The sequence below is a fragment of the Pseudomaricurvus sp. ABR4_320 genome, assembly GCF_056159445.1.
Genome location: NZ_JBSWVF010000006.1, coordinates 238,249 through 253,486, shown reverse-complemented (window position 1 = coordinate 253,486; position 15,238 = coordinate 238,249). Strand labels below are relative to the sequence as shown.

Below are 15,238 nucleotides of genomic sequence, written 5' to 3'. Positions count from 1 at the left end.
AAAGGCGAACGCAGGTTTTGGATCAGTTAAACGGAATGATTTCCCGCAAGCTGCCCAATTGGCGACGACTGATTTGTGGACGTAACTCAGAAGAGCGCAACTCGGCGCTGAATCCACCGCGGTCGCGCACAATACCCACAATTTGGTCGACGGCTACAAGAGCATTGCGATGGATGCGAATGAATCGATTTCCGAGTGCCGCCTCCAGCTCTTTCAGGGAATCACTGATCAAATTCTCACCATCCTTGTGAACGACAGTGACGTATTTTTGGTCAGCTAAAAAAAGATAGACATCGTCTACGGCTATCAATTTTGTGCCCGTATGAGTGCGCGCAACGATATGACCTTTGGCTTTGGTCGGCGACGCTTCCAGCGTCTGCATTTGAGCGCGATTGATTTGACCAGCACGCTGTAGCGCGAGCACCAGCTTTTCCTTGCGTACGGGTTTGAGCAGGTAATCACTCGCACTGGCGCTAAACGCCTCCAGCGCATATTGATCGTAAGCCGTACAAAATATTACGGCCGGAGACTGCTCAGATTCCGCCAAGCGACGCCCTGTTTCCAGGCCATCCAAGCCTGGCATTTGTACATCCAACAAGACCACGTCAGGCTTCAACTCTCGGGCGAGGTGTAAGGCACTGAGCCCATCTGCAGCCTCTCCAACAACGCGCACATGTGCCACGTCCTCAAGCAGACGCTGCAGGCGCTCCCTCGCAAGGGCTTCATCATCCACGAGTAATATATCCATCATACTCTACAGGATAGCTGAATTTAACGACAAACCCCTGGCCGACCCGCCCGGCGTGAAACAGGGCCTGCCTTCCGTATATCGCCTGCAATCGCGAACGGATATTATCCAGTGCCATACCGTTTCCAGCAGAAATATTCGACTCAGCATTCTCAGCGACCGGATTCTCAACCACCACCTCGAGCCGGGGCGAGGGCTCCTGACTCAGGGATAGGCAGAGACGAAGAACACCACCATTGGTCATTTGCGAGAGGCCATGTGCGATGGCATTCTCCGCCAGGGGTTGCAGAATTAAACGAGGCATAGGAATCGCGTCTATGTGTGTTTGCAACGCCGGCGATACCTGCCAATCGATCTGTAAACGATCACCCAGGCGTAATTTTTCGATCGATAAATATTGCTCGCACAATGCCCTCTCATCCGCCAGTGTCACCATTCCAGGCTTAGCAAGACTTGCCCGAAAGACATCGCAGAGATCTTCAATAACCTCTTCTGCCAACTGCGGTCGCGAGCTCACCAGGCTGGCAATGGTATTTAACGTGTTGAAAAGAAAATGAGGATGGATTCTGGCCTGCAAGGCATCAATTCGGGCCATCATCTCTGCCTGCTCGCGATTGCGTAATTGTTGACTCAAATACAAATAACGCAATACGACAGCGGCAATCAGCGTTGCCAACAACAAATCAACGATCAATTCCCGCTTGGAACCCACCGCACCTCCACCAACGACCATGTGCCCTCCTACGATACAGACACCGGCGACGCCAATAACCAGCACAAACACCAACGAGCCCGCCAGCATTGGATTCAGAACAGACAGGCGATAACGCAGAGGGCAGAGTACGCAAGCACTGAGAAGAACAATCCACTGCACCAGTACCGAATGCAAGCCGAGAACTTCCCAAAAACCCTGTACATAAGGCAGTCGCGCCAAGGTCAGCAGTAGCGCCAACAGTTCCCCGAGAAGCAACAGCAGCAAAACGGCTTGCATGTGACAGAGGTTGGGCAGAAAGGCTGGACTGCTTTTAAACGGCTCTCTATTCGAGACATTCTTTCTGGTACTGCCCTTGAGTTTCGCCTCGACCATCCCCTGTACTCGTCTGATTCACTAACAGCTATAATAGTCGGCTTTCCGCAACCGGGACTGTTCCCCAAGCCAGAGACAGGTCATGACAACCAGTAAAGATACCAACCAACAATGGGGTGGGCGTTTTAGCGAATCCACCGACGCGTTTGTGCAGCGCTTTACCGCTTCCGTGCAATTCGACCAGCGCCTCTACCGCCATGACATCCAAGGTTCCATCGCCCACGCCACCATGCTGGCCAGAGCGGGTGTTATCACCGAAGAAGAATGCCAAACCATCATCGGTGGCTTGCAGTCAGTTCAGTCTGATATCGAGAACGGAAACTTCAACTGGTCGATACCACTGGAAGACGTTCATATGAACGTGGAATCCGCCCTGGTCGACAAAATCGGGAGTGTCGGCAAAAAGCTGCACACAGGACGCTCTAGAAACGATCAGGTAGCGACCGATATTCGCCTCTGGTTGCGGGATGAAATCGATGGCATCAGCACCGAACTCACGCGTCTCCAAACGGGAGTGGTGGCATTGGCGAAGCAGGAAAATGCGACCATCATGCCGGGATTCACACATTTGCAGACAGCCCAACCGGTTACCTTTGGACACCACCTATTGGCATGGAATGAAATGTTGGAACGGGACTTTGGGCGCCTGAATGACTGTCGGCAACGCCTTAACCAGTCCCCGTTGGGTGCTGCAGCGCTCGCCGGCACCACCTATCCCATCGATCGAGAATTGACGGCGCGACTGCTGGGATTCGAACACCCCACCCGCAATAGCCTGGACTCGGTTTCCGATCGTGATTTCGCCATTGAATTCTGTGGCTTCGCCAGCATACTGCTCACACACATGTCACGTATGTCGGAGGAGCTCGTCCTCTGGACCTCGGCACAGTTCGACTTTATCGAGCTACCTGACCGTTTCTGTACTGGCTCGTCGATCATGCCTCAGAAGAAAAACCCGGATGTGCCTGAATTGGTCAGAGGAAAAACTGGGCGGGTTAACGGCCATCTGATCAGCCTGCTAACGCTGATGAAATCCCAACCCCTGGCTTACAACAAAGACAATCAAGAAGACAAAGAGCCCCTATTCGACGCTGTTGATACCGTAAAGGGTTGCCTGCGTGCCTTCGCAGATATGATTCCCGCCATCCGAGCCAAAGCCGACAATATGCGTGCAGCCGCCAGCCGCGGTTACTCCACCGCGACGGACTTGGCCGATTACCTGGTACGTAAAGGGATACCTTTCCGAGATGCCCACGAGATCGTTGGCAAATCGGTCGCCCATGCCATCAGCCAGAATTGTGATCTGGCTGATCTGGATCTGGCGACACTGCAGACCTTTTCTCAAACCATTGAGAGCGACATCTACGACTTCCTGACCTTGGAAGGCTCCGTCGCCGCACGAAATCACCTCGGCGGTACAGCGCCAGAGCAGGTATTACGCGCGGCAGAGGCTGCCGCTCTGCTACTTCAGACTCGTAGCCGCTAAGTCTTTTTCGCGGGCCGATGGCCCGCGATTCCTTCAGCAACTCTCTCAGACTCGACTAAACTAAATAAGCCTGCTGCCCTGCTTGTTTTTTATCAACGACGGGCAAATTTCCCTCAAGAGTCAAATGTATTCGCGATGCCACCTGCTGCCACACGGAGTTCCGTCGACCCGCTGAATCTGGATCGCCGACAGCTCCTGGATTTGCGCCAGAGGTTTCTCGATGTGAACGCTCAACGACTTGAGCGTACGCGACAAAGCCTGCAATCCCGGCAAGCCCAGCTTGTGGATATGCTGCCCTTGTTCTTTCATGTCAATCATCCCTCACTACCCGGCTATGTTGCAGCAGACACACCGGCAGGACTCAACGCCTACAAGCCTGAGCCACGGGTATTAGCGACCGCACGTCGAGTCTTCCGCAGCTTCCGCTATCAGCCTCACACCGCAAGACACCAATCGATTCATGCGTTGTTTGTGATGGGCAGCATCGGCACCATTGGACAAAGCCGCAGCAGTGATCTGGATATCTGGGTATGTCACGGATCTGAACTGACCCCATCCCAACGTCAGGGATTGGAAACAAAATGCCAGCGCATCAGCCTTTGGGCTAAAACATACAGCCTGGATATCTGCTTCTTTCCAATGGATGCCGAGAAATTCAGACAAGGCGAGACTCTCGCTCTATCCAGCGAATCCAGTGGCAGCGTCCAACACGGCCTGTTGCTCGATGAATTCTATCGCAGCGCAGTCTGGCTCGCTGGCCGCTACCCCCTGTGGTGGTTCATACCCGCAGCGGCAGAAGCTGACTACGATCGCTATCGCGAAGAACTGCTCGGCAAACTCTTCTTCCGGCCGACGGAAACCATCGATTTTGGCGCCCCTAGAGTACCACCGGAGGAATTTGTTACCGCAGCCATTTGGCAGTTGTACAAGGGTATTCACTCCCCCTACAAATCCGTCTTAAAGCTGCTGCTCCTCGAAGCCTATGCGGCCAGTTACCCTACGACGCAACTGCTATGCAATCGTTTTAAAGCCCAGGTTGAGGCGGGAATTACCGATTTAGAGCAACTGGACCCCTATTTGAGCGTCTACGCATTGCTGTCGGACTATCTGGCTTTGCAGGGTCAGCAAAGGCGCCTTGAAATTGTTCGACGCTGCTTCTACTTCAAAGTCGATAAGCCGCTCAGTCGTCGTTCCAAAGCGGTTCCAGCCTCTTGGCAGCAACAATGTTTGACAGACTTGGTCACCAGCTGGGGATGGACGAAACAGCATTTGGCACGTCTCGATAATCGTCGCGATTGGCGGGCAAATCAGGTAAGTGACGAGCGAAATTTACTCGTCAAAGAGCTCCTACACAGTTATCGCGCCCTCAAAGGCTTTGTTCGCCATAATCCATCGACTCAAAAACACCTCCAAAACGATCTAGCCGTATTGGGCAACCAGCTGCAAGCTGCGTTCAAACGCAAAGCGGGCAAAATAGAACTGATCAATCCCGACATTTCACCCTCACTGGAAGCACCGGCACTGGAATTTGTCGGTCGCCGTAACGACACCAGCAAGCGGCGTTGGCGGGTTATCGCGAGTGACTCAGGCAATTCCGAAGGCCCTCCACTGAAAATGGCAACCAGCCCTGTCGAACTTTTGGTGTGGTCCTACAATAACGGCATATTCACAAGTCGAACCCACGCCTGGCTGTCTGCACCAGGACAGCCTCGCTTGAGGTTGGATGGCTTCTACAAAGCCTTGCGCAACTGGACACCCATGCCGTTGGAGGATCCGACACAAGAAGTATTTGCTGAGCCCGCTCAGCCGCGACATGTGTTGATTGCCGTCAATTTACTGGATGCCGGCCCCGGCTATCAGGGCGGCTCGCAATTGCAGCTGGACCCATTCAACAATACCGAGCAAACATCGGAGCCGCTGCGAGATATCCATCTGATCATTCGCAACAGTTGGAATGAAACCTACATTATCAACAGCTCCGACAAGCCCATCGCCAGCTTGCCGGAGCGTCTTCTCAGACTGATTGATCAATCGGGAGACGCCTCACTGACCATTGGCATCTATGTCCGACCATCGCCACAGTCGGCATTGCTGCAAGAACGGCTGGAAAAACTGATAAAGGATTTGAGCAAAGCGCGCCTATTGTCGCGGCAAGGGCAAGATTGCCTTTTCATGCTGCGCTATCAGGGTACCTACTGGGCCTGGCAATTGGAAAACACCCTATCCCTCATCTCGTGCACAACCGAAAGCGACCTTCTGAAGTACCTGGAAAAGCCACGAGAAACCCCTCGAACCTTTATTCTCGATCGCACCAGTATGCACCGACATCCGCTGTGGCCACTGTCGCGCCAACCGATCCACGACAGTGTTCGCGTCGCCTATCTCCCCCAACGAGAGAGTGCCTGGTTACTGGTGGCCGATGGCAACAACAGCATCTTTAGCACCCAGGTTCCCTTTTACAAAGAAGCCAACCTCCTTAGGCCTCTGCATCAATTTATTCGACATCACCTGCAACAAGCCCAAACACAAGAAGAGATTGAACTCCATTTTGGGGTTCAACCGATACAATTCTTGCGGCTGTCCCGCAATCCAAGAACGAAAGAGTTCGATACAGAAAGAAGGCCCGTGAGCCGGGAAATCCGCAACATTGGCCTATTTGATTTTCGAGTAAGCCTACGAGACCTCAGTTTGGAACCGTCAAGTATTGCCATCGACATCGATGATCAACATTTCGATGGAAAAGAACTGGCTACAAATCTCTTCGCGATTGTTGCAGAGGTTGTAATGGCGCACCGTAAAAGCGGCAGTCGCTACGGATGCCAGATCACGGCAATGGACTTTTGCAATACCGAGCCTACAACCGCCTCCTTCTCGCAACCAGGATTGATAAAAGCACTACGTCTGCGTTACCGCCTTGAGCAAAAAATCAATAACGCTATGCGTACCCTCTGACCAGCAAAGGTGACTCTTTCAACGCGTTACCAACCTCAAACGAGGCCGACGCTGGTATGCACATAGCCTCGACCGCTATACTAGGCGGCTTTTACTTTGAGCCACTCCACACGATAGAGGGATCAGATGCGCAATCTCTTGCGACACCTAATTCTGGCCTGCGGGCTGGGTCTAGCCATATGTTCGTTAAATGGCTGTGGCCAGTATGGCCCTCTTTACCTTCCGGACGAAAATCCCGAAGAGTCAACAAGTACTGCCTCTGGCAATAGTGAGTGACGACCATCTGCGATCATAATTATGACTAAATTTCCCCACATCTCTGAACGCCAAGGCGAGATGTACATTGAAGACTGCTCACTCCAGCAGCTTGGTGAACAATACGGCACGCCTCTGTATGTCTATAGCCATAGCGCGTTAACGGCGGCCTTCGACGCCTATAAACAAGCACTTAATGGGCCGGACGACCTTGTTTGTTATGCCGTTAAAGCCAATAGCAATTTAGCGCTGTTGAATCTTCTTGCACGGCGAGGTGCCGGGTTTGATATCGTCTCTCAAGGTGAACTCGAGCGAGTCATCCGTGCAGGCGGAGATCCGGCCAAGGTGGTTTTCTCCGGCGTGGGGAAAACGCCATCAGAAATGCAACGAGCTCTTGAAGTGGGCGTTCGTTGCTTCAATGTAGAATCCGCTGCAGAGCTGGACTTACTGGCAGAAATCGCCGAAAACGAAGGTAAAGTGGCTCCGATTTCTTTTCGAGTCAATCCAGACGTCGACGCGAAGACCCATCCTTACATTTCGACCGGGCTAAAAGAGAACAAATTTGGCATAGAATTCGACCGAGCGCTGGACCTTTATAAAGAAGCAGCGGCAAAGCCATCTTTGCAAGTCGTTGGTATGGACTGCCATATCGGCTCCCAACTGACACAACTGACCCCCTTCCTCGATGCCCTCGATCGCATGCTGGCCCTCGTGGACCAGCTCGACGAGCTTGGCATTCACTTACAACATCTGGACTTGGGTGGAGGCCTGGGTGTCGCTTACGCGGATGAAACACCGCCTGCCCCCTCCGTCTATATCGAAAAAGTAAGAGAAAAATTAGCCCAGCGCAATCTGGGCGTCATCGTCGAGCCGGGTCGCTCCATATGTGCGCAAGCTGGTGTGCTTTTGACGAAAGTTCTTTACTTGAAACCAACTGAACACAAGAACTTCGCGATCATAGATGCCGCAATGAACGATAATCTGCGCCCGTCCCTGTACAGCGCCTGGCAGGAGTTTCGTTGTGTAAAACCATCGGCAACCGCTGCTCAAGATTGGGATCTGGTCGGCCCCGTGTGTGAAACAGGCGATTTTCTGGCCAAAGAAAGATCACTAGCTCTCAACTCTGGTGATTACCTGGCTATGATGTCCGCGGGCGCCTACGGCTTTACAATGGCGTCAAATTACAACACCCGGGCAAGAGCTGCGGAAGTAATGGTTGACGGCTCCAGTGCCCATCTGATTCGCGAGCGGGAAACCTTCGAGCAGCTGATTCAGGGTGAGCACCTCTTACCGCTGGAGGAATGAAGCGGTGAGAATGCGCTTTACTAAAATGCACGGACTCGGAAACGATTTCGTGATGATTGACGGTGTCAGCCAGAAAATTAAGCTCAACGAAGCCAAATTAAAATTTTTGGCTGACCGCCGCTTTGGTATTGGCTGTGATCAGATTCTGTTAGTCGAAGCACCTCGCAGTGCCGAAGCCGACTTTCGCTACCGAATTTTCAATGCCGATGGCTCGGAGGTCGAAAACTGTGGCAATGGCGCACGTTGCTTCGCCAGATTTGTTTCAGAACGAAAGCTCACTGGCAAACAAATTATCACTGTAGAAACGGCTGGCGGCAATCTTGTACTAAAATTATTAAAAAATGGTGATGTCGAAGTTGATATGGGTAAGCCGCAATTAGAGCCGGCGCAAATACCTTTTCATGCTACGGATCGGGCGCCCTTCTATTCCATTTCGCTTGATGACCGCAGCTTGGAGATAGGCGCTGTCTCCATGGGAAATCCACACGCCGTATTGTTAGTCGATGATGTCGCTACCTGTCCATTAGAAGTGGATGGGCCACGCCTGGAGAAACATCACACATTTCCCAATCGAGTCAATGTGGGATTTATGGAAGTGGTAACAAAAACCGAAATCCGCCTGCGTGTTTTTGAAAGAGGTGTGGGCGAAACCTTGGCGTGTGGAACCGGAGCCTGTGCCGCGGTCGTAGCCGGTCGCCTGCGGGGGCTTCTCGATGAAAAGGTCAGCGTGCATTTGCCCGGCGGACAACTTTCGATCTCCTGGCCAGGCGAGGGAGAAAATGTCACTATGGCCGGCCCAGCAACCACGGTATATCACGGTCAAATCAAGGTTTAAGGCCAGAAGCAAACGAGATAGCCAACATGACAAAGAATCGGAACGAGCGCCAAGCAACCCCAGTAACACCTGAGCAGGTTGCAGATTACCTTCGCGCCAATCCCGATTTTTTTGTCCAACAGCCTTCATTGTTGATGGACCTGCGCATCCCACATAATTCCGGTAAAGCCGTATCCCTTCTCGAAAAACAAATCGCTGTGATGCGCGAAAGCAATACGGACCTGCGCCATCGTCTCGATAAATTGATGCGTAACGCACGAGAAAGCAGTGCTCTGTATGAAAAAACCCGTCGCTTGGTTCTGGCGCTTATCATTAGCGACAGCCTCGATGAAATGATCGATGCTCTGCTTTACAGCTTGAAGCACGATTTCAAAATCGAATTCGCCACATTAATTCTTCTTGGAAATCCAGCAGCAGAAGTTCCACCTGGCGTCAGAGTTCTCGCACCTGAAGAAGCTCGCGGAAAATACAAGCGGCTGCTCGGAAGGAAAAAAATATTCTGCGGCAAGCCATCGAAAGCCGAGATGAGCTTTCTCTTTGAAGAATATGCCAGCGAAGTCAATTCCGCCGCTTTGGTCCCTTTAAATTCAGGCGAGCCTCTGGGAAAACTGGCTGTTGCCAGTAAAGATGCCAGCCGCTATCAGAGTGACATGGACACCTTATTTCTGGAATTTATCGGCGATGTTCTCAGCCGCCAGATTCCGTTGAAATCTGACAGCTTATTAGTCACAAACCATTAACTCATTCGGGATAGATATCGAAGCCCCCAATCATATGGATCGGCTGGTGTAATTATTCGATGGCTTTTTTGGCGGGTCTGCGGTCACATTTGGATCAACGGCCTCGATTTTTCCACCGCCGGCGAGAAACGCCTCAATATCAGCCTTCAGTTGATCTCTCTCTTGCTTTCGTGACGCCACGGAATGATCTTCCGGCGATTTATTTACCATACGGTATGATTCGTCATTACTCATGATCTGGAGCCTATACACTTTCCGTAAAACGCTAGTTTTCAGTGACTTACGTGACTGAATGGGTTGACGGAATAGTTATAGACCAGCATTTCAAGACCTTGCCAGTCAGAAAGGGGCAATTGCTTAGTTTAATTTGCACTAAATCGGCTAATAATTAACCAGTTCAGTTATTACAGGAAGATCTAAGAAGGACAGCGGAGATGACAAAAATCTCGAAATCTTTGAAAAACCAGCTTGAGCATTCTAATTATAGCAATTAAAAAGAGAAGGGATCCTTAAAAAGGCACCTTCTCCGCCAAAAGCCGTCTTGATAAAAAACAAAGAGAAAGCACGAGCCGACCGAGGGGAACTTTGGTTTCCGCCTATTGACAAGGAAAAACCAGCCCCCGGAATTACGCCAACATTTGACGCTGACTAAACAGCGTCGGATCCCGTTTCGCCGGTTCTGATTCGGACGATATTCTCAACCGGGACGATAAATATTTTGCCGTCGCCAATCTTTCCAGTCTGAGCAGCTTTTGAAATTGCTTCAATACACTGATCAACGCGATCAGACTCAACAACCGCCTCAATTTTAACCTTGGGCAGGTAATCAACGACGTATTCGGCGCCACGATACAATTCTGTGTGACCTTTCTGTCGCCCAAAGCCTTTAACTTCTGTGACTGTCATGCCTTGAACGCCAGCCTCTGATAACGCTGTTCTAACTTCTTCGAGCTTGAAGGGTTTAATGATTGCGGTAATTAATTTCATCGAAGTTTCCTGTCGCGTGATGTTCTATTTTTATCGTTATAAATTCTGTGCCAAATATTCGGGCGATAACTGCACCATTGCCAAAGGGGTAAATCCCCTCTCCCGCAACCTGCGCTAGATTACACCGAAGCATCGCAAAAATCATCTCAAAGCTGTGCGACCAAATGAAGACAACACCCATAAAAAAACCCGGCACGAGGCCGGGTTTTTCGCCAAACAAGAACAGATAGATCAGCTGTTTTTGGTGAATTCAGGATAAGCTTCCATACCGCATTCTGCGATATCGACACCGTCGAATTCTTCCTCTTCGGAAACTCTCAGTCCCATGACCACTTTCAAGATCATCCAGACAACGAGACTTACAACAAACACCCAAACAAAGATGGTCAGAGCACCAATAATTTGCCCGGAGAAAGTGGAAGCATCATTAGTGAATGGAACCAACAGCAAGCCCAACAGACCCACAACACCGTGAACAGAGATAGCACCGACAGGGTCATCGATTTTCATCTTGTCGAGGGTGAGGATGGCAAAGACCACCAGAATACCACCCAGACCACCGAAGATAGTCGCCTGTAGCGGAGAAGGTGTCGACGGCTCAGCGGTAATCGCAACCAGACCCGCCAAAGCGCCGTTCAACGCCATGGTAAGGTCCGCCTTACCAAACAAAATACGAGCAACAATCAAAGAGGCAATTAGACCACCGGCCGCTGCAGCATTGGTATTCAGAAATACAATCGCAACACTGTTGGCGCTTTCTACACTGGCAGTTGCCAAAACAGAACCACCGTTAAAGCCGAACCAGCCCATCCACAGAATGAAAGCACCTAAAGTCGCCAGAGGCAGATTGGCACCAGGAATAGCGATAACTTCTCCATTCGGGCCGTATTTGCCTTTACGAGGTCCAAGTAACAACACGCCAGCCAGCGCCGCAGCCGCACCCGCCATATGCACAATGCCAGAACCCGCGAAGTCAGAAAAGCCAAGATCGCCCAAGGTATACATACCGAATACAGAATTGCCGCCCCAAGTCCAGGAGCCTTCCATTGGATAAATAAAGCCCGTCATGACAACAGCGAAAGCCAAAAATGCCCAAAGCTTCATTCTTTCAGCGACGGCGCCAGAGACAATAGACATGGCTGTCGCAACAAAGACCACCTGGAAATAAAAGTCAGCGGAAGGTGCGTAAGTTGCAGGCTCTTCAGCGCCAGCAACACCATCAGCAACAATACCACTTAGGAACAAGTCACCGCCGTACATGATGGCGTAGCCACACACCAGATACATCGTACAGGCGACAGCGTAAAGAGTGACGTTTTTGGTCAGAATTTCAGTCGTGTTTTTCGCGCGGACGAGACCAGATTCCAGCATGGCAAAGCCAGCCGCCATCCACATAACCAGTGCGCCGGACACCAAGAAATAAAATGTGTCCAATGCGTACTGCAATTCGAAAATAGAATTTTCCATTGCTTGTTTCTCCAGGAGGATCTTTAAATTTTTTACAGAGCGTCTTCGCCGGTTTCACCGGTTCTAATGCGGACGACCTGTTCCAACGCAGAAACGAAAATCTTTCCGTCTCCAATTTTGCCGCTGTGCGCAGCCTTACTGATTGCTTCGACGACAGAATCAACCTGGTCATCACTGACAGCGACTTCCAGCTTGGTTTTGGGCAGAAAATCAACCACGTATTCAGCCCCCCGATAGAGTTCGGTATGTCCTTTCTGCCGACCAAAGCCTTTAACTTCTGTGACAGTGATTCCCTGAACTCCGATTTCAGACAGGCTTTCGCGAACCGCGTCCAACATAAAGGGTTTAATAATTGCTGTTACCAGTTTCATCGGATTACTCCTTCGAGGTTAAATGTGTGGCCCTGAGAAAAAAGCCCGAAGGATGGCTCCGGGCTCTTATTCACTGCTCTGGGCAGCACGTGTTTTACATATCAATTGGCAGACTGTAAGAAACAACGAATTTTAAATCGTCGTTACCATCACCGTCCTCTCGCAATGCATTTGGCTCATCTTGATCGACGATAAATTGGCTTAATGTAAACGCAAGGTTATCGTTATAGGCATAGCTGATGTCCAAGTGCACCGGATCACCACCATCGTCGCTATAGTCATGCATGCCTAGAGTGGCGGAGAATGAACCCATCTCGCCACTCAGTGAATAATATTCGTAACCGCTACCACCGGCGACGTTGTCGTAGTAAGAAAAGCTGATCGGGCCTGCGCCCACAGTCAGAATAACTTCTGAGAATTCAAAGAAATCTGTCTCTCCACCCGTTGGATAAACATAATTCCAAACACTCAAATCAACTGTGACGCCCCCCATTTCCATGCCATAACCCGCATAGAGATCATATTCAGTACCGGCTAAAGAATCGCCAGAGGATCCCCAAATACCCCCATAGGCACCACCTTCACTGACGGTGATATCTCCAGAAACGGCGGGTGTACCACTGCCAAGATCATAACCACGCCACAAGTAGGTGCTAGCTACAGCGGCAGACGCTGACACTTCGGCCATTACCGATGGCGCCGCAATAATCATTCCGGAAGCCAGGGCAACTGCTGAGGCCAATTGGGTCATTTTTTTCATGGGTTTTCCTCTCAACTCATAGTCCATGTGGATTTAGAATATATGGCCGATGTTAACTCGACGCTTTTAGTGTAATTTTTCGTTCGGACACCTTAGCAGGTTGCTTGCCATAATTTTCTAACACAAATAAATCAATAACTTAGCGCTAAAATGCACTAGTTTGCACCACTGAGTTAAAATGAATATTACGACATTGCACCATCCTAGCACCGAAAATTGGCGAGCCCGCTAAAATGCGCACCAATATGATGCAAACAAGCTTTTTTAACACAATTTTCCGGTGCCTTTCATCAGAATATCCAAATACAGGGAGATTGAGAAAAACACCATGATTGACACTCTAATTAACAAACTGGCCAGCGACTTAAAATCACTGACCGCAGACAAATTTCCCGCCATTCCGGAAGCGCAGCTCAAGGCACTGCTCGAAGCACGATTGCGGGATCTTAATCTGGTAACTCGAGAAGAATTTGATGCTCAGGCTGCGGTACTAAAGCGCACGCGAATGGCTCTTGAAGCTCTGGAAAAACAGGTCCGAGCACTGGAAACAAATAGCGGTTCAAAAGCAGAATAAACACCACGCTTTTTACCGAATCTTCTGACAAGAAGGCATCAGTACTGGCTTTTCATACCGTCCTGCAGGCGACATCTGACGTCAAGAGCCCTATGCTCCCAATGCTCTGTAACTGACGTTTAAAGGGATTTGTGATGGCGCTGGCAAAGCTCTATACCAGAGCCAATATTGGTATCGACGCTCCTCTCGTCACCGTAGAGGTTCACTTAACCAACGGCTTGCCCGCGCTGAATATCGTGGGAATGGCCGAGACTGCGGTCAAAGAGAGCAAAGAAAGGGTCCGCAGTGCACTATTAAGTAGCGGCTACGAATTTCCTGCACGAAGAATAACCATTAACCTCGCGCCAGCGGACCTTCCCAAAACGGGAACCCAATTCGATCTTGCCATTGCCCTGGGCATTCTCGCCGCGTCAGGACAACTTCCTACTGAACATTTGCAGCAGGTTGAATTCCTGGGAGAGCTGTCTCTATCTGGCGAATTGCGAAGTGTTAACGGTGTGCTACCAGCCGCTCTCGCGTGCAGCACTGCCGAACGGCGTTTGGTATGCCCCTCAGAAAACATCGATGAAGCGTGTCTAGCCCCGGACATAAAATTGATACCGGCGAACTCGTTACTCAGCTTATGCCAGCAGATCGCCAACCCCACAGAGCCTCTGGAGCATATGGTTGTTTCGCAGCCGATTCCTTTGGCCATTCCAGTAGATAGCTCTGATATGCGTGATGTCAGAGGGCAACAACAAGCGAAGCGCGCGCTGGAAATTGCCGCAGCGGGGGGCCATCACGCGCTCCTTTACGGCCCCCCAGGAACCGGCAAATCCATGCTCGCGAGCCGAGTAACCAGCTTACTTCCGCCTTTAACACCGGCAGAGGCGATAGAAGTCGCCGCGCTGCGATCCATCCACAGTCACCATTCCATCACAGGCTATCCTGGGCGCCCCTATATTTCGCCCCATCATAGTGCATCTGCCGTATCACTCGTGGGAGGAGGCAGTTATCCCAAACCTGGTGAAATTTCATTGGCACATAATGGTGTGTTGTTTCTCGATGAGTTGCCGGAATTCAGTCGCGCCACCCTGGAAGGATTACGCCAACCCTTGGAATCCGGTGTCGTACGCCTGTCCCGCGCGAACCTTCAAGTCGAGTTCCCAGCCCGCTTCCAGTTAATTGCCGCCATGAACCCTTGCCCCTGCGGCTATCTAGGGGCCGGCGCCTCGGCCAATGATAATCCTTGTCGCTGTACACCAGACCAAATACAGCGCTACCGGCAACGTCTCTCCGGGCCGATCGTGGATCGTATCGATATTCAAGTGCCTGTTCCGCCATTACCCAGCGGCGACCTGTTCAAAGCACCTGACGGAGAACACTCTGCTGACATTCGAGAGCGCGTCGCAGTATCTAGAAACAGACAATTACAACGCCAGGGAAAACTCAACGCACAACTTTCCAGCGCCGAACTTGAAGAAATCTGCCCACTCATCAGACCGCATCAACAACTCTTAGAGCAGGCGGTTTCGAGACTGGGCCTATCAGCACGCGCGCTGCACAAAATCATTAAGGTGGCTCGCTCCATCGCAGATCTGACCGAGTCTGAAGATTTACAGAAGAATCATTTGCTGGAAGCCATTGGCTATCGACGCCTGGACCGCCGCAACTCCTGAGAGCTAAATTAAC

General features: G+C 51.0%; 15 protein-coding genes. 8 read left to right on the top strand and 7 right to left on the bottom strand.

Going from position 1 to position 15,238, the window contains the following annotated elements; all coding sequences use genetic code 11:
- Positions 1 to 22: 22 nt before the first annotated feature.
- Together ACXAFR_RS14545 and ACXAFR_RS14540 are read right to left on the bottom strand one after the other, a co-directional pair.
- On the bottom strand, positions 23 to 733 hold the full coding sequence (locus ACXAFR_RS14545; protein ID WP_475178118.1) for a LytR/AlgR family response regulator transcription factor: 711 nt from the start codon (positions 731 to 733) through the stop codon (positions 23 to 25).
- The gene (locus tag ACXAFR_RS14540; protein WP_475178116.1) at positions 726 to 1,835 is read right to left on the bottom strand and encodes a sensor histidine kinase; all 1,110 of its coding nucleotides are present in this window, start codon (positions 1,833 to 1,835) and stop codon (positions 726 to 728) included. The genes ACXAFR_RS14545 and ACXAFR_RS14540 overlap by 8 nt, the downstream gene beginning before the upstream one ends.
- An 82-nt stretch (positions 1,836 to 1,917) precedes the next feature.
- On the opposite strand from ACXAFR_RS14540, the gene argH reads away from it, so the two are divergent.
- The 6 genes from argH to ACXAFR_RS14510 all read left to right on the top strand — a co-directional run bounded on the left by argH (position 1,918) and on the right by ACXAFR_RS14510 (position 9,408).
- The gene (gene argH / locus ACXAFR_RS14535) at positions 1,918 to 3,321 is read left to right on the top strand and encodes an argininosuccinate lyase (protein ID WP_475178115.1); all 1,404 of its coding nucleotides are present in this window, start codon (positions 1,918 to 1,920) and stop codon (positions 3,319 to 3,321) included.
- Between the two features lie 135 nt (positions 3,322 to 3,456).
- Entirely contained in the window at positions 3,457 to 6,273 is a 2,817-nt protein-coding gene (locus tag ACXAFR_RS14530; RefSeq protein WP_475178112.1) for a class I adenylate cyclase, read from the top strand.
- A gap of 126 nt (positions 6,274 to 6,399) precedes the next feature.
- Positions 6,400 to 6,549: an LPS translocon maturation chaperone LptM gene (lptM, locus tag ACXAFR_RS14525; protein WP_475178109.1), complete on the top strand. Its 150-nt coding sequence runs from the start codon at positions 6,400 to 6,402 to the stop codon at positions 6,547 to 6,549.
- Positions 6,550 to 6,570: 21 nt separating this feature from the next.
- Positions 6,571 to 7,833, top strand: coding sequence for a diaminopimelate decarboxylase (lysA, locus tag ACXAFR_RS14520; RefSeq protein ID WP_475178106.1), 1,263 nt, complete (start codon positions 6,571 to 6,573; stop codon positions 7,831 to 7,833).
- Between the two features lie 4 nt (positions 7,834 to 7,837).
- Positions 7,838 to 8,668, top strand: a complete 831-nt coding sequence (gene dapF, locus ACXAFR_RS14515; RefSeq protein ID WP_475178104.1) for a diaminopimelate epimerase — start codon at positions 7,838 to 7,840, stop codon at positions 8,666 to 8,668.
- Between the two features lie 26 nt (positions 8,669 to 8,694).
- On the top strand, positions 8,695 to 9,408 hold the full coding sequence (locus ACXAFR_RS14510; RefSeq protein ID WP_475178103.1) for a DUF484 family protein: 714 nt from the start codon (positions 8,695 to 8,697) through the stop codon (positions 9,406 to 9,408).
- Between the two features lie 30 nt (positions 9,409 to 9,438).
- Here the strand turns inward: ACXAFR_RS14510 and ACXAFR_RS14505 are convergent, their stop codons facing one another.
- From ACXAFR_RS14505 to ACXAFR_RS14485, 5 genes are all read right to left on the bottom strand, one after another.
- A complete protein-coding gene (locus tag ACXAFR_RS14505; protein ID WP_475178101.1) occupies positions 9,439 to 9,642 on the bottom strand; it encodes a hypothetical protein in 204 nt (67 codons plus the stop codon).
- A gap of 414 nt (positions 9,643 to 10,056) precedes the next feature.
- Positions 10,057 to 10,395 (bottom strand): P-II family nitrogen regulator, encoded by a 339-nt coding sequence (locus ACXAFR_RS14500; RefSeq protein ID WP_475178100.1) that lies wholly within the window; start codon positions 10,393 to 10,395, stop codon positions 10,057 to 10,059.
- Positions 10,396 to 10,626: 231 nt separating this feature from the next.
- A complete protein-coding gene (locus ACXAFR_RS14495; protein ID WP_475178097.1) occupies positions 10,627 to 11,862 on the bottom strand; it encodes an ammonium transporter in 1,236 nt (411 codons plus the stop codon).
- A gap of 32 nt (positions 11,863 to 11,894) precedes the next feature.
- On the bottom strand, positions 11,895 to 12,233 hold the full coding sequence (gene glnK, locus ACXAFR_RS14490; RefSeq protein ID WP_475178096.1) for a P-II family nitrogen regulator: 339 nt from the start codon (positions 12,231 to 12,233) through the stop codon (positions 11,895 to 11,897).
- A gap of 94 nt (positions 12,234 to 12,327) precedes the next feature.
- Complete coding sequence (locus ACXAFR_RS14485; protein WP_475178095.1) at positions 12,328 to 12,993, bottom strand: TorF family putative porin; 666 nt, start codon at positions 12,991 to 12,993, stop codon at positions 12,328 to 12,330.
- Positions 12,994 to 13,321: 328 nt separating this feature from the next.
- Between ACXAFR_RS14485 and ACXAFR_RS14480 the strand changes: the two genes are divergently transcribed.
- Positions 13,322 to 13,567: an accessory factor UbiK family protein gene (locus ACXAFR_RS14480; protein WP_475178092.1), complete on the top strand. Its 246-nt coding sequence runs from the start codon at positions 13,322 to 13,324 to the stop codon at positions 13,565 to 13,567.
- A gap of 134 nt (positions 13,568 to 13,701) precedes the next feature.
- On the top strand, positions 13,702 to 15,225 hold the full coding sequence (locus tag ACXAFR_RS14475; RefSeq protein ID WP_475178091.1) for a YifB family Mg chelatase-like AAA ATPase: 1,524 nt from the start codon (positions 13,702 to 13,704) through the stop codon (positions 15,223 to 15,225).
- The last annotated feature ends 13 nt before the right edge of the window (positions 15,226 to 15,238 follow it).

What these genes read in the sequence shown, in the direction of transcription:
- ACXAFR_RS14540 (WP_475178116.1), bottom strand. Translation starts at nt 1,835, where the DNA reads ATGGTCGAGGCGAAACTCAAGGGCAGTACCAGAAAGAATGTCTCGAAT.
- argH (WP_475178115.1), top strand. Translation starts at nt 1,918, where the DNA reads ATGACAACCAGTAAAGATACCAACCAACAATGGGGTGGGCGTTTTAGC.
- ACXAFR_RS14530 (WP_475178112.1), top strand. Translation starts at nt 3,457, where the DNA reads ATGCCACCTGCTGCCACACGGAGTTCCGTCGACCCGCTGAATCTGGAT.
- lptM (WP_475178109.1), top strand. Translation starts at nt 6,400, where the DNA reads ATGCGCAATCTCTTGCGACACCTAATTCTGGCCTGCGGGCTGGGTCTA.
- lysA (WP_475178106.1), top strand. Translation starts at nt 6,571, where the DNA reads ATGACTAAATTTCCCCACATCTCTGAACGCCAAGGCGAGATGTACATT.
- ACXAFR_RS14510 (WP_475178103.1), top strand. Translation starts at nt 8,695, where the DNA reads ATGACAAAGAATCGGAACGAGCGCCAAGCAACCCCAGTAACACCTGAG.
- ACXAFR_RS14505 (WP_475178101.1), bottom strand. Translation starts at nt 9,642, where the DNA reads ATGAGTAATGACGAATCATACCGTATGGTAAATAAATCGCCGGAAGAT.
- ACXAFR_RS14500 (WP_475178100.1), bottom strand. Translation starts at nt 10,395, where the DNA reads ATGAAATTAATTACCGCAATCATTAAACCCTTCAAGCTCGAAGAAGTT.
- ACXAFR_RS14495 (WP_475178097.1), bottom strand. Translation starts at nt 11,862, where the DNA reads ATGGAAAATTCTATTTTCGAATTGCAGTACGCATTGGACACATTTTAT.
- glnK (WP_475178096.1), bottom strand. Translation starts at nt 12,233, where the DNA reads ATGAAACTGGTAACAGCAATTATTAAACCCTTTATGTTGGACGCGGTT.
- ACXAFR_RS14485 (WP_475178095.1), bottom strand. Translation starts at nt 12,993, where the DNA reads ATGAAAAAAATGACCCAATTGGCCTCAGCAGTTGCCCTGGCTTCCGGA.
- ACXAFR_RS14480 (WP_475178092.1), top strand. Translation starts at nt 13,322, where the DNA reads ATGATTGACACTCTAATTAACAAACTGGCCAGCGACTTAAAATCACTG.
- ACXAFR_RS14475 (WP_475178091.1), top strand. Translation starts at nt 13,702, where the DNA reads ATGGCGCTGGCAAAGCTCTATACCAGAGCCAATATTGGTATCGACGCT.